15 protein-coding genes are annotated in these 13,122 nt (G+C 43.6%); 10 read left to right on the forward strand and 5 right to left on the reverse strand.

Annotation, left to right across the window (positions count from 1 at the left end):
* Positions 1-21 precede the first annotated feature (21 nt).
* Genes CWC03_RS03220 through CWC03_RS03230 form a run of 3 tightly spaced genes read left to right on the forward strand, consistent with a single transcriptional unit; the run spans position 22 to position 1,728 of the window.
* Positions 22-690 carry a CsgG/HfaB family protein gene (locus CWC03_RS03220; protein WP_138580549.1) on the forward strand — a complete coding sequence of 223 codons (669 nt, stop codon included), beginning with the start codon at positions 22-24 and terminating at the stop codon, positions 688-690.
* Between the two features lie 35 nt (positions 691-725).
* A complete protein-coding gene (locus tag CWC03_RS03225) occupies positions 726-1,070 on the forward strand; it encodes a DUF4810 domain-containing protein (RefSeq protein WP_138580550.1) in 345 nt (114 codons plus the stop codon).
* Position 1,071: 1 nt separating this feature from the next.
* Complete coding sequence (locus CWC03_RS03230) at positions 1,072-1,728, forward strand: DUF799 domain-containing protein (RefSeq protein WP_138580551.1); 657 nt, start codon at positions 1,072-1,074, stop codon at positions 1,726-1,728.
* A gap of 4 nt (positions 1,729-1,732) precedes the next feature.
* Here CWC03_RS03230 and CWC03_RS03235 read toward each other — a convergent pair whose 3' ends face one another.
* On the reverse strand, positions 1,733-3,577 hold the full coding sequence (locus CWC03_RS03235; RefSeq protein WP_249313934.1) for an Lnb N-terminal periplasmic domain-containing protein: 1,845 nt from the start codon (positions 3,575-3,577) through the stop codon (positions 1,733-1,735).
* A 9-nt stretch (positions 3,578-3,586) separates the two neighbouring features.
* Positions 3,587-4,057, reverse strand: coding sequence for a DUF3015 family protein (locus CWC03_RS03240; RefSeq protein WP_138580552.1), 471 nt, complete (start codon positions 4,055-4,057; stop codon positions 3,587-3,589).
* Positions 4,058-4,237: 180 nt separating this feature from the next.
* Between CWC03_RS03240 and CWC03_RS03245 the strand changes: the two genes are divergently transcribed.
* Positions 4,238-5,038 (forward strand): VOC family protein, encoded by an 801-nt coding sequence (locus tag CWC03_RS03245; protein WP_138580553.1) that lies wholly within the window; start codon positions 4,238-4,240, stop codon positions 5,036-5,038.
* Here the strand turns inward: CWC03_RS03245 and CWC03_RS03250 are convergent.
* Positions 5,035-5,763, reverse strand: a complete 729-nt coding sequence (locus CWC03_RS03250) for a transporter substrate-binding domain-containing protein (RefSeq protein ID WP_138580554.1) — start codon at positions 5,761-5,763, stop codon at positions 5,035-5,037. The two genes, CWC03_RS03245 and CWC03_RS03250, sit on opposite strands and share 4 nt — an antisense overlap.
* A gap of 157 nt (positions 5,764-5,920) precedes the next feature.
* On the opposite strand from CWC03_RS03250, the gene CWC03_RS03255 reads away from it, so the two are divergent.
* The 3 genes from CWC03_RS03255 to CWC03_RS03265 all read left to right on the forward strand — a co-directional run bounded on the left by CWC03_RS03255 (position 5,921) and on the right by CWC03_RS03265 (position 9,380).
* The gene (locus CWC03_RS03255; RefSeq protein ID WP_138580555.1) at positions 5,921-6,586 is read left to right on the forward strand and encodes an SDR family oxidoreductase; all 666 of its coding nucleotides are present in this window, start codon (positions 5,921-5,923) and stop codon (positions 6,584-6,586) included.
* 88 nt (positions 6,587-6,674) lie between these two features.
* Positions 6,675-7,046, forward strand: coding sequence for a hypothetical protein (locus CWC03_RS03260; RefSeq protein ID WP_010374501.1), 372 nt, complete (start codon positions 6,675-6,677; stop codon positions 7,044-7,046).
* A complete protein-coding gene (locus CWC03_RS03265; RefSeq protein WP_138580556.1) occupies positions 7,047-9,380 on the forward strand; it encodes a fatty acid cis/trans isomerase in 2,334 nt (777 codons plus the stop codon).
* 40 nt (positions 9,381-9,420) lie between these two features.
* On the opposite strand, the gene CWC03_RS03270 is transcribed toward CWC03_RS03265, so the two are convergent.
* On the reverse strand, positions 9,421-10,047 hold the full coding sequence (locus CWC03_RS03270) for a peroxiredoxin-like family protein (RefSeq protein WP_138580557.1): 627 nt from the start codon (positions 10,045-10,047) through the stop codon (positions 9,421-9,423).
* Between the two features lie 114 nt (positions 10,048-10,161).
* Between CWC03_RS03270 and CWC03_RS03275 the strand changes: the two genes are divergently transcribed.
* Complete coding sequence (locus CWC03_RS03275) at positions 10,162-10,782, forward strand: dUTP diphosphatase (protein WP_017219351.1); 621 nt, start codon at positions 10,162-10,164, stop codon at positions 10,780-10,782.
* Here the strand turns inward: CWC03_RS03275 and yrfG are convergent.
* Positions 10,779-11,438: a GMP/IMP nucleotidase gene (yrfG, locus tag CWC03_RS03280; protein ID WP_171040197.1), complete on the reverse strand. Its 660-nt coding sequence runs from the start codon at positions 11,436-11,438 to the stop codon at positions 10,779-10,781. The genes CWC03_RS03275 and yrfG overlap by 4 nt on opposite strands.
* A 61-nt stretch (positions 11,439-11,499) precedes the next feature.
* On the opposite strand from yrfG, the gene nudE reads away from it, so the two are divergent.
* Complete coding sequence (gene nudE / locus CWC03_RS03285) at positions 11,500-12,063, forward strand: ADP compounds hydrolase NudE (protein ID WP_138580559.1); 564 nt, start codon at positions 11,500-11,502, stop codon at positions 12,061-12,063.
* A 1-nt stretch (position 12,064) separates the two neighbouring features.
* Positions 12,065-12,868 (forward strand): 3'(2'),5'-bisphosphate nucleotidase CysQ, encoded by an 804-nt coding sequence (gene cysQ, locus CWC03_RS03290; protein ID WP_138580560.1) that lies wholly within the window; start codon positions 12,065-12,067, stop codon positions 12,866-12,868.
* The last annotated feature ends 254 nt before the right edge of the window (positions 12,869-13,122 follow it).

A 13,122-nucleotide genomic window follows, 5' to 3' on the forward strand; every position in this document is an offset into this window, starting at 1 on the left:
TTAGACTCTAGGAGAATGATAATGAATAAACCGCTCGCCACAGTAATTGCATTGACGTTTGTCGGATTGACCGCGGGTTGCGCAACGGAAGCATCAAGAACGGTAGAAGCACCAAAAGTGGCCTCATATAACCAGGCTTACAATGGACCAAAAAGTCAGTTAGCGGTTGGTAAATTGCAAAACCGTTCAGCTTTTCATAATGGTGTGTTTAGTTCCGGACCGGACCGCTTAGGCTCTCAGGCAAAAACTATTCTGACCACACACTTACAGCAGAGTAATCGCTTTATTGTTTTAGATAGAGAAAACATGACTGAGATCGCCCAAGAAGCTGGGTTTACTGGTACAAAACAAAGTATTAAAGGCGCTAATTTTGTGATCACGGGAGATGTTTCCGAGTTTGGTCGAAAAGAGGTAGGTGATAAACAGCTATTCGGTATTCTAGGTAAAGGAAAATCGCAAATTGCTTACGCTAAGGTAAATCTGAACATCGTTGATGTGACCAGTTCAGAAGTTGTTTACTCAGTGCAAGGTGCTGGAGAATACAGTTTATCTAACCGCGAAGTGGTTGGTTTTGGTGGCACTGCGGGGTATGACTCAACGCTAAACGGTAAGGTACTGGATTTAGCCATTCGTGAGGCGGTTAACAACTTGGTTGGCGGCATCGAGAAAGGCGATTGGAAGCCTTTATAGACAATCCCACAGCTAATCTAAACCTCAGGTAAATTATGAAGCAAACGATATTTGTGGCGACGTTACTATTGATATTGTCTGGGTGTCAGAGTACGACACCCCAATACTATTACGGTTCTTACGAACGTAACCTTTATGAGTTCTTTCGAGGTGACGGACAGTCCCTTGAGGAGCAGGTCAATCAATTAGAGTCAAGCATAGCGCGCGCAGAAGTAAAGCAGATCAGTCCAGCACCAGGCATGTATGCGCATCTCGGCTACTTATACTTGATGCAAGGGGATAACGGCAAAGGGTTTGCGTATTTTGAACAGGAAAAACAACTGTATCCTGAGTCCAGGCAATATATCGACTTTTTACTAAAAAATGCACAGGGAGAATAACATGAAATGGATTAAAGCGAGCTTGGTGCTTTTGACTTTTGCCTTATTGAATGGCTGTGCGACTTCACCTAAACAGGATTACAGCGCTTTTATTCAAAGCGATCCTAAGTCGATATTGGTGTTACCGCCTATTAATAATTCCAATGAAGTTGTAGCCCCTTTTGGAGTCATGGCGACAGTGGTGAAGCCACTTGCAGACTCTGGCTATTATGTTTTTCCAGTATCTTTGGTCAATGAGACTTTTAAAAATAACGGCTTAACTGTGGCTCATGATGTTCATAATGTTGCGATAGACAAGCTCTATGAAATCTTTGCTGCGGATGCTGCTTTATACATTGAGATTCAAGATTATGGTACGTCATACATTGTATTAGATAGTGACACTACCGTTGCGCTATCGGCAAGGTTAGTTGATTTAAAAACTGGCCAAGTAATTTGGCGTGGTAAGTCAAAAGCGTCGAGTAGCGAAGACAGAGATGACCATGATAGCAGTCTGGCTGGAGCGTTGATTGGCGCGGTACTAAACCAGGTGATTGAAAGCACTTCAGATAAAGGATTTGAAGTTTCACAAAAAGCGTCACAGAGATTGTTATCAGCGGACTCAAGTAATGGTTTGCTTTATGGCGTGCGCTCACCTAAGTATGGGCAGCCGAAGTGAGCCATCAATCCCAATAATAATTGAATTGTAATGAAAGCCGGGATGTTTCTGCATAGTCCCAACCAAATCTTACATCGGATTGAGGTGAAAGCTGGTTTGCGAGCTCAAGTTTGATATGTGCTGCGTGATGAGTATTTTTCGCGATAGAGGTTCTCAATGCAAAAGAATTATTTAGCCTTGAAAGTAAGCCAACTTCAATACCCGGGCTGAGATAGTAATTACTATTTATAGAAAAAGTTTCTATTGTTGCGAGAGCAAATGTGATGCTGTTAGCATTTAACAGATGGGCGTAGCCTGCAGCAGTATTTAATCCAACAAAAGCGCAATCATTACAATAAGCCTGCTGCTTTTCATAGCCTAAGCGTAGGCGCCAAGCCCAGTTTTGAGTATCAAACCCTTTTGCATAGCTTGGATTAAAGGACTCTAAATCCAGCACATCAAACTTGTAAATATCAATGTCGTTATCAACTAACGCAAGTTCTACATCCAACATTTCTAAGTTTGAAAATTTAACCCTAGCAGTGTCTGGAGAAAGCGAATCAAAATACGTCAATCTAAAGCCAAACCTCGCGGTATATTCGGAATCGGGCTGTGACTGAATGGCTAGGCTTACTTTCGACGGTTTTGTTGCCAAATGTGGTGCTTTGTCACTTGGTGTAACAGCCAAGTGAGATTTCGCCTTACTGATGCCTGCTGGAAGCTTTATTCGTTCTTTTAACAATACACGTTTAAACTCGCTGTTACGCTTCTCGTTTCTTTCTAAAGTAAGTTGTAGCTGTATAAAGCTCATCAATACTTCAAGTAATATTACTTTTTTCTCTGTTGGAAGTTGTTGATACTTCTCATTATTGAAGTCTTTTTGATGGTGATAAAGATGGATTGCCAACGATCTGAGCTCAGGACTTAATTTTTCATATAGGTTGTAGAACTCACTGCTTGTTGAAGGAATATAATGAATCGCTGACACTAAAGAATTATCGTGGTGCTTAGCTTGATTCAATCTATCAAAAATAGTGACTGGGATCACCCAAGGCGGTAGGTCAGCCGTTAATGGCTTATCAAGCACAAGTTCAATAAGTTGTGCGATATGAAATGCGCAATTTTCGTCAGCAAAGTAATAATCAAATTGAGCGTTTAGTAATTCCCAAAGGTGTTTTGTAATAAATTCGACTTCATCCGATGTTAAATTTAATTTGTACTCCCAAAGGTCACGCAGCTCGTCTGCACTGTAGTTGTGGTGATGATGAAAAAAGCGCTGATCTGAAAAGCCAGCCTGATAGCCGCCAAATAATCCTTTAGTTATATAAACTAACCCATTTTCGTCCTCTGGAACGATTGCGCCATAATTGACACTCCGGTCTAACAGGATATTGTGAGCTGATTCAGAGCCGATTTTAAGTAACATATGCCCATACAGCGAGGCTGGGTTGCTCATGTACCCAGAGGCAAACACTAAGCTGATAGAATCCCAGTCACCTTCATTTTTCCATTCATCAAATGCCACGCAAGCAGGCGCTTTTGGCAACGGAACGCCTTGAGATCTTAGCCACTTGGCTCGAGCCGGAAATTGGCACTGTGAACTAGGCTCACGTTGAAAAGCTGCAATAGTTGCATTAAGTTCGTTAGTTGGTGAAAATTGGGTGTGATCAGATAGAAAAAAAGAAGCTGATTTTATTAAACTGTGGCCATCTTTCTTTAGGTGGAGAAGTTTTTGCCACGTTGTGTTTTGGGCCAGCTCGTTGGTATCAAAGCTTAATGTGGCTGTACTATAAACCAGTAAGCTGTAAGCTGAATATTTAAGAACGGTCTTCATCAAAAAAGTGAGCACAGCGCTACTAGATGTGCTCACCTATGCTATTTAGCTTGCGTTACACTGAGCTGAGTAGCTAGTCGAAACGCGAGTTTCTACGATGTTGTATAGTGCTTCAGCGTTATTCGCAGGCTGCGCTGCGTAGTCATTTCTGATAGCGGTTACTATGTCAGCTGTTGCTGCTGCGTCACAGCCACGTACTGCTAGCATCGCAGATACGTATTCACCTTGACCTTCTGCAATTTCTTGCTCAAGCGTAGGGAATGTTTGCTGAATAAACATTGCAGTTTTTACTTCACGACCAGCACAAGATTCTACAGATGAAATCTTTGTAGAAACAGCAGTTGTACCAAGGTCCCAAATGATATTTGAAATTGCAGCAGCAGTACCATTATCTGGGAAGATGATTGCACCAATACCACATTCTTGCCAAGGGTTTACAGAATCAGAAGCGTGTGCAGCTAGAGGAGCAGTCATTGCGCCAACGACGATTGCTGCAGCTAGAGTAGTTTTAAACATTTTATATCCTATAGTTGTTTTTATTTCGCCTAGTCTTCAAAGGCGGAACGAGATTCTATAGGTTAATTTTTAGTTCCACAACAATAAAACTCCTCCACTTGTAAATTTGTGTAAATGTCTCAGGCGACTTTAGGCTACTGCTGCTATATTCAATACACTTGAATGAGTTTGGTGCTTATCATGGCAATAATTAGTGAATTTAGACTAGGTTATTTTTGTTGGATTGAATTGTGTTCAAGCGACTGGCAGTCAGCAAAGCCCTTCTATAGCCAACTATTTGATTGGCAAATTCTTGACCAACCCATTGGTGAAGATTGTTATTACACCATGTTGCAAAAAGAAGTCGATGATGTCGCTGCTATGTATCAGATGACCGCTGAGCAACAACAAGGAGGCATGCTCAGTCACTGGCTTGCTTATGTGGCGGTAGACAATGTCGATGAATGTCTAAACAAAGCCAACGAACTCGGTGCGGAAGTGCTTGCAGGCCCTCACGACGTCCCAGGAGCAGGGCGGATGGTAATGTTAAAGGAGCCAGGTGGAGCGGTTTTTGCATTATGGCAAGAGGGTGGTCATATTGGCACGCAACGTCATCTTGAAGCGAATACTCCTTATTGGTTTGAATTAGTGAGTAAAAACAGCGTCAAAAGTCGTGACTTTTATTCTGCATTATTTGGTTGGCAAATCGAAGTCAAAGACATGGGAAATATGGACTACACTTTGTTCAAAGTAAATGAGCAACCCGTCGCTGGCATGTTAGAAATGACGGCTGAATGGGGTGAAGACATTCCCCCGCACTGGATGATTTATATTGCGGTATTGGACTGCGATAGTAAAGCTGAATATGCCCAAAAGCTTGGCGGAGAAATTTGTGTACCGCCGACAGATATACCAGAGGTTGGTCGCTTTAGCGTGATAACGGATCCTCAAGGTGCGGTATTCTCTATCATAGAATCTGCCATGGATGATATTTCAACTTAATGTATTTCTAATTCAACCACTTTGCCATGGCAAGTGGCAAAGTGGTCAGAGAGCCGGTTTAGAATAGTATCGCGCTCGCCACTACTATTTAGTTGCTTGATAGACGCTGTTAATTTCGGCAGTAGGTCTTGGTGTTTACGATTGATATAGTGATAAATAGGATAACTCGCATCTCGTAGCCTACGCACATAAACTGTGGCGAGTCCTGACTGACATAGCGCACCAAGCGCAAATAAGTCATCAGCTAAAATTTGCTCAACATGACCTTTTTTAAGCGCTTGAAAGGCTGAAACGTCGTTAGAGACGGCATTACAGGTCAATTTTTTACGCTGACAAGCTTGCTCCGTTATTAAACTACCTTTTATTACCGCATAGTCTTGCCGGGTCGACAAAGTACAATGCTCCTTCTTGAGACAAAACACCGCCATTTGCACGGTTGCAAGTGGTTCGGGTATTTGTAATAAGTTAGGGTAGGCATTTGCAATAGCGCTAGTGCGTCCTGCTTCCGCATCATAAAACCCTTGATCTACATATTCTAATCCGCGCTCACTGGGTAACACGACAAGTGTGGGGGTAATATCCAAAGGTGCGTATATCTTTTGCATGAGTTGTGCGATTTGCTGTTGGCCAAGCTGATAAGCGACCAGCTCACTGACATTGATTTGGTAGGCGAACGCCGCCTTGTAGATAAAGAAAAGCAAGAGGGTGCCAAGTGCGAGTTTCACAACATATCCTTACGGTTGTCAGAGTTATAACTGTAGCAAAGTTGTCAGAAAGTGAAAAAGTACATCAGAAAAATGAATTCAGTCAGGATTGACCTTGAGTTTAGTAAACTCATACCAATTGTAATAGTTTGAGCGTATAAATTGTGAGGAGAAGGATATGACACTACATGTTTTGGTGACCGGTGCTAACCGTGGGATCGGATTAGAGTTTTGTAAACAATACTTATCTCTAGGCTGCAAAGTAACGGCGGTTGTGCGCAAAGCATCAGCAGAACTAGAATCTCTAGGCGTGGATATCATTGAAGATATAGATGTTGCAACGGAAAATGGCGCGAAAAAGCTATTGGCGGCATTGGGGTCGGAGAAAATAGACATTCTTATTAATAACGCTGGGGTATTTCACAATGAAACGCTAGCGGAAATGGATTTTGAAAATATCGACCACCAATTTAACGTTAATGCGTTAGGACCAATTCGAGTCACTCATGCACTGCTCGATAACCTCAAAGCAGGTAGTAAAGTTGCCATGATCACAAGTCGTATGGGTTCGATAGCAGATAATGGTTCTGGTGGTTACATTGGCTATAGAATGTCGAAAGCAGCATTAAACGCGGCGAGTGTGAGTATGGCTCACGAGCTGAAAAACCAAGATATCGCTGTTGGACTATTCCATCCTGGCTTTGTGCAAACGCAGATGGTGGGATTTGCAGGTGATATTAGTCCAGATGTTGCGGCGGAACGTTTAATTAAAAGAATTGAACACCTAACTATCGAAAACAGTGGTGGTTTTTGGCACTCCAATGGTGACACGCTTCCTTGGTAATTAAGGTGGGCGCATCGTCGCCCCCCTTTTAAGCCATCAGCCATCTAACTGTGCTAATATAAAGCAAATACTCAGATGGTAACCTTCGATGGAATTACAACAAGATACCCCATTATCACTGCCGCTTTTTTTGTTAGACGACAACATCGAGAATCGTGATATCGACTCTCCAGATGCTGAAGTATCAGTGATGTTGAGTGAGAACCTCCTTGCTCATTTGTGCCAAAACCCAAAAGAAGATGAGAATATTAGCTTGCATATTGATGACTATGCGCTCAACAACATTAGTACGACAGTGACTGAGTTGATAGGGGCGGAACATCAGTTGCAATTGCTTATTAATCGAGGGCCTATTCTCAGTGCTGTCCTGAGTACTAGTAGCGATGCATTGTTTGTTTCGCCTCCAGTAGAAATGATGCCGACTTTTGATCTTGGGCTGGATGACGACGAGGGCGAGTAAATGTCTAAACGTGCACTGTTTTGTGCGGTGGTTGTCGCCGTGCTTTCTGGCTGTGTGGCTTTGGGCGTGTCTAAATATGATGATATGTTTGGACCGGAACAACCCCAAGCACGAATCGAACAATATCACCAAGGCGGTGCACGTTACTTACAAAGCGTGAAGCCCATTTTGGAGTCGCGTTGTGTGGTTTGCCATGGTTGTTATGACGCACCCTGCCAGCTCAAATTGTCATCTCCAGAAGGAATAGATAGGGGGTTGTCAAAGGAGTTAGTGTATGACGGCACGCGGTTGTTAGCACAAACACCAACCCGGCTGTTATTCGATGCTCAAACCACGACACAGTGGCGCGAGCGTGGTTTTACCCCAGTGCTGAATGAGCGCAACCAATCTGAATACAGCAACCTAGCTGGAAGTGTGCTTTATAATAGCTTGCTGTTAAAAATGTCTCATCGTTTTCCTGAGCAAGGTATCTTGGGTAAAGAGTTTGATTTCTCTTTAGATAGAACGCAGTCTTGCCCAACCATGGATGAGTTTTCTAGCCTTGCGAAACGGCAGCCTCATGCGGGTATGCCCTACGGCTTACCAGCGCTCACGCATGATGAATTCAAAACCTTGGAAGCCTGGCTGCAAAGTGGCGGTAAAATGAGCCAGATTGCAAAGCCAAGTGTTGCAGCACAAAAAGAAGTGAAAAAGTGGGAACAATTTTTTAATCAGGACTCCAATAAACACCGTCTTGCTGCGCGTTATATTTTTGAGCATTGGTATTTAGCCCATATCCACTTCCCTCACTTGGATGACCCTGCGTTTTTCCAATTGGTACGCTCAAGCACGCCGCCAGGCCAGCCTATTGCGTTGGTGAGTTCGGTGCGTCCGTTTGACGATCCTAAGATCGATAGGGTGTATTATCGATTGATGCAAGTGCGCAGTACTATTTTGTCAAAAACTCACATGCCACTGGCATTGAACGACGCCAAGCTATCTCGGTTACATCAGCAATTTTATGCAGCGGATTATCACGTGGATGAACTGCCCGGTTATGAGCCAGAGCTTGCAGCAAACCCATTTAAGGTATTCAAAGATATTCCGGTTAATTCTCGTTATCAATTTATGCTGGATGAGGCCGAGTTAATTGTAAAAGGCTTTATCAAAGGCCCTGTATGCCGAGGCCAAATAGCGCTTAATGTCATTAATGATCATTTCTGGGTGGCGTTTGTTGATCCTGAAAAAAATAGCAATGAAGCGGTGAACCAGCTGCTGCTTAAACATGATGAAGATTTGGTGCTACCTGCGGCTGAGCAAAGTAATGCGTTACCGCTTTCCAGCTGGGCTAAATACGCCACAAAGCAACAGGATTACTTACGTGCTAAAACTGAGCTTGCAGATAAGATGTTTGCCGATGGGCAACGTCTCAATATGGACTTGATTTGGCGTGGTGAGGGAGAAAACCCGAATGCAGCATTAACTATCTTCCGCCATTTTGATAGCGCAACGGTGGTTAAAGGTTTTATTGGCCAGCCTCCCAAAACAGCTTGGGTATTAGACTATGCTTTGTTCGAGCGCATTCACTACTTGCTGGTGGCGGGTTTTGACGTGTATGGCAACATTGGTCATCAGTTGATCACACGCTTATATATGGACTTCTTGAGGCTTGAAGGTGAGCAAAACTTTTTAAATCTACTGCCTCTTAGCCATCGTCAGGAAATTAAACGTTATTGGTATCGTAAGTCACACTTGAGTTTAAGTGAGTTTATTAATCGCAAATCACTAATCGGTGCGCCAACGGGGATAAAATACGAAACGGACGATCCAAAGCAAGAGCTATATGACAAACTACATGCTGTGCTTAAGCCCGTTCTAAATAGGGATTATGACTATCAAGCCGTCGGCAAACCACTGCAGGCACTCAATAGCATGTCTGTTAGGGCGATTAATTTGCTTCCTCAGGTCTCGTTTATTATTACTAAGCAAAGTGACGGTTCACATCAAGCGTTCTCGCTATTACACCATAATGCCCACTACAACATCTCCAGTTTGTTAAATGAAGAAGGGCAAAGAGCGTATACAGAAGACACGGCGACGATTGTGCCAGGCTTTATCGGAGATTACCCAGAGGCAATTTGGTATTTAGAAAGCGAGGCAGCACAAGAGGACTTCGTCTCATCATTTAGTCAAATGAATAGTGAGTCTGATTACCGAGCGCTACGAGCGCAATATGGGATCCGCAGGACTCACCCAGAGTTTTGGCGTTATAGTGATTTAATTCACGATATTGCCAAGCAAACACGTGGCGTTGAATATGGTTTATTTGACTATAACCGGTTAGAAAACCGCTAAACAAATGGAGTCTTCGGACTCCATTTTTTATGTGCTTTTCCTATAGTTGACTAGCTGCTTTTACCGCAGCTAGTAGCACGCTTTCATCCAATCTCACTTTGTAATTTGGGTTGGCATATTGAAATTGGATCAAGCCTTTCTTATCGACTACAAATACCGCCGGCACCGGCAAGGCAACTTTATCGTTCCCCGCAAAATCAACGAAATTCACGCCCAACTTGTTGCGATAAGCAAGGGCTGTTTTATCATCTAGGAAATAGGCGAGACCTAACGCTTGGCTCATACGCATTTCGTTATCAGACAACAGTTGGTAGTGAGGGGATTCAATTGTACTTTTTGCCAGCGCCTCAGGTGAGTCTGGTGCGATAGCAATAATTTGTGCCCCCATTTTAACAAGCTGTGGTTCAATTTCTTGGATCCCCGCGAGCTGTCTTGAACAGTATGGACACCAGCCACCACGATAAACCACCAGTACGGTGATATTTTCTTTATAGCGTGTCGCGAGGTCGACAGTGTTACCTGACTTATCTTTGAGTTGTAATATAGGGGCATCAATGCCAGGAAGGAGTGGGCTTACTTGCTCAGGTGCTGCGGCGATATTAGTGATTTCAGCTGCGCTGACAAAGGCTGAGCAAGCCAAAGCAAGCGATAAAATAAAATGGCGCATAAAAAGTTCCTAGGGTTTCAAGTTGATATCGACTCAGAAGACCTAAGCGCTGGCGAAAATCTTTCACTTCGGTATGATATCGCTCGTAATTGATTTCCATGAAGAGAGAGCACAATGTCTGCAAACATCACTAAGCTTGTGGTTATGCTAGAAATGCAACATGCCATGAATACCAAAGTACACCAACAATGGTTTGAACAAGGGTTTGAATGGTACCGCGCAATTTGGGTTGAGTGTGCAGAAATGCTAGATCACTATGGTTGGAAATGGTGGAAAAAGCAAACGCCAGATACTGAACAAGTGATTTTAGAGCTAGTGGATATTTTTCATTTTGGCTTGTCTTTACGTATCGATGGCGAAACATCATTTGAGCAATTAGCGACTCAGTTAGAAGCTGAATTGGCAAAGCCAACTACCGCAGAGGACTTCAAGGAAACCCTTGAATTGCTTGCAAGTGCGGCTGTGACCAAACGCGAGTTTGATGCCCATGCGTTTGCGGGGTGTATGCAGCAAATCGGGATGTCTATTGATGACCTATACCGTGGATATGTCGGTAAAAACACGCTTAACTTTTTCCGCCAAGACCATGGCTATAAGGATGGTTCTTACATCAAGGTATGGAATGGCCAAGAAGATAACGAACACTTAGTCGAAGTGGTGAAAAGCCTTGATACAGCGCACCCAGACTTCAAAACACACGTGTACGACGGCTTAAAAGCTCGCTACCCAGCTTAATCTATAATAGGTAGCAAGGTACGGTAATCGGAGACTGAGAGGTATTCAGTGATCTCTCGCTCTGGTTGCCGACTATCAGGATTCGCAACAGCAAGCAAATGGCCAATACCAAACTCTTGCGCAGCATTTAACACGCTAATGCTATCGTCCACAAATAAAGTGCGGGACTTATCAAAGCCCAAATCACGCTCTACCTGTTGCCACAACATTTGACTTTCCTTACTTACGCCATATTCATGGGTTGAAACCAATTTGTCGAGATACTTATCGAATTGGGTACGCTCAATTTTCAAACTTAGACTGTTTGGGTGAGCGTTGGTCAACAAGATAAGCTGTTTTCCGCTCTCTCTTAAGGCCTCTAAAAACGCTGGTACATCCTCACGAATGGAGATCAAGTGTTGTACTTCACGTTTAAGCTCCATAATAGGGAGCTGTAGTTGCTCCTGCCAATAATCTAGGCAATACCATTCTAACTGGCCCATTACCGCGTCATAACGCGCGAGGATGTCGGCCCTTGCAGCCTCAAGGGTTAAGCCTTGACGTTTTGCGTGTGCCTTAGGCACGACGTCGAGAAAAAAGTGATTATCAAAATGGAGGTCGAGTAATGTGCCATCCATATCTAACAAAACGGTATCGATATTTGACCAATTTAGCATAGGCATTTAACTTCAAAGGCTTTATGATTAGGTTATTCGCCATGATAGCAAATAATGATCTATGTCACATAAAAAGCATCCCACACCACCAGAAATTTTAGCTTGCGACGTCGTGGCTAAAAGCAAATTGTTCACGGTAGAAGCACTTTCGTTATCTTTTTCGAATGGCGAACAGCGAGAATACGAAAGAGTCCGTGGCGGTGGCCGTGGCGCAGTAATGATCGTGCCCATAACTGCTGATAATGAGCTATTATTAGTGAGAGAGTACTGTGCAGGAACACATGACTATCAACTCGGCTTTCCCAAAGGGCTAATTGACCCAGGCGAAACCCCGGTGGAAGCGGGCAACCGAGAGCTAAAAGAAGAAGTGGGTTTTGGTGCAAATGCTTTCTCTGAACTCAAAGTAGTGTCACTGGCACCGAGTTACTTTAATGCCAAAATGCATATTTTGGTCGCTAGTGAACTTTACCGTGAACAGCTTGAAGGTGATGAGCCAGAGCCACTGGTAGTAGTGAAGTGGCCGTTAGATAAATTATATGACCTGTTGCACCAAGAGGACTTTACCGAAGCAAGAAGTGTCGCTGCACTACTGTTATTAAAAGCACATTTGAATCTGGAGGCGTAAATTGCAGTCCTATTTAGAGCCTTGCATCGCACTGGCAAAACGTGCCGGTGAAGCCATTATGGCAATTTATCAAGCTGATGATATTGGTAAAAAAGAAAAGTCTGACCACACTCCTGTTACTGCCGCAGATCTGGCATCTAATGAGATCTTAATGGCGGGTCTTGCTGAAATAGCACCTGACATTCCGGTAATGTCTGAGGAAACACCAATTCCACCATTGAGTGAGCGACAAGACTGGCAGCGCTACTGGTTACTCGACCCTATGGATGGCACTGGGGAGTTTATTCTTGAAAGTGGTGACTTTGCCGTCAATATTGCGCTCATCGAAAATAATCATCCTGTGTTAGGCGTCATTTATTGGCCATCTCAAGGACTGACATATTACGCCAGCAAAGACGAAGGCGCGTTTAAACGTAGTGACTCAGGCGAAAGTAAGCGTATCTTCGTCTCGCCAAGAGAAACGCTGACATTGGCTGTAAGCCGCAGACAAAAGCTTGAAGCGGTAAGCCAGTACTTAAATAGTCAGTTCGACACAGTGGCACTTGGTTCATGTTCATTAAAAGCCTGCATTATCGCAGAAGGTAAGGCGGATTGTTTTTTACGAGTAGGGCCAACGGGAGAGTGGGATACTGGTGCGTCACAAATCATCGTCGAAGAAGCCGGGGGCTGTATTACCGATGCTGAGTTTAACCCGCTGACCTACAATCGACGAGAAACTACCGAAAACCCAGACTTTATTGTTATGGGGCACCCCGATTGGCAATGGCAAAAGTTGATCAGCCCACATCATCGAACGATAGAATAAATAACGGCTTAAGTTTAAGGTTGTGGGATTTTTGCGCACTTGAATTGTTTTAAGCATTAAATCCCTTGCAATAAAATTTTAATCCATTATTATAGCGGCCTCTTGAAAAGGAAGTCCTTTTTAAGAATTTACAGGCGCGGGATGGAGCAGAATGATAAATCATTCGTCGTACTCGCTAAACCTGGAAAGAATCGAAGGTCGTCGGTCCCCGACGAAGAATAGATTCACAAAAATATACAGGCGCGGGATGGAGC

The sequence above is a fragment of the Pseudoalteromonas sp. S2755 genome (genome assembly GCF_005886535.1).
In the GTDB taxonomy this organism is placed as follows: Bacteria; Pseudomonadota; Gammaproteobacteria; order Enterobacterales; family Alteromonadaceae; genus Pseudoalteromonas.

Coding starts and splice junctions, on each gene's coding strand:
- CWC03_RS03255 (WP_138580555.1), top strand. CDS start 5,921: ATGACACTACATGTTTTGGTGACCGGTGCTAACCGTGGGATCGGATTA.
- CWC03_RS03220 (WP_138580549.1), top strand. CDS start 22: ATGAATAAACCGCTCGCCACAGTAATTGCATTGACGTTTGTCGGATTG.
- yrfG (WP_171040197.1), bottom strand. CDS start 11,438: ATGCTAAATTGGTCAAATATCGATACCGTTTTGTTAGATATGGATGGC.
- CWC03_RS03270 (WP_138580557.1), bottom strand. CDS start 10,047: ATGCGCCATTTTATTTTATCGCTTGCTTTGGCTTGCTCAGCCTTTGTC.
- CWC03_RS03225 (WP_138580550.1), top strand. CDS start 726: ATGAAGCAAACGATATTTGTGGCGACGTTACTATTGATATTGTCTGGG.
- CWC03_RS03260 (WP_010374501.1), top strand. CDS start 6,675: ATGGAATTACAACAAGATACCCCATTATCACTGCCGCTTTTTTTGTTA.
- CWC03_RS03230 (WP_138580551.1), top strand. CDS start 1,072: ATGAAATGGATTAAAGCGAGCTTGGTGCTTTTGACTTTTGCCTTATTG.
- CWC03_RS03245 (WP_138580553.1), top strand. CDS start 4,238: ATGGCAATAATTAGTGAATTTAGACTAGGTTATTTTTGTTGGATTGAA.
- CWC03_RS03275 (WP_017219351.1), top strand. CDS start 10,162: ATGTCTGCAAACATCACTAAGCTTGTGGTTATGCTAGAAATGCAACAT.
- CWC03_RS03265 (WP_138580556.1), top strand. CDS start 7,047: ATGTCTAAACGTGCACTGTTTTGTGCGGTGGTTGTCGCCGTGCTTTCT.
- nudE (WP_138580559.1), top strand. CDS start 11,500: ATGTCACATAAAAAGCATCCCACACCACCAGAAATTTTAGCTTGCGAC.
- CWC03_RS03240 (WP_138580552.1), bottom strand. CDS start 4,057: ATGTTTAAAACTACTCTAGCTGCAGCAATCGTCGTTGGCGCAATGACT.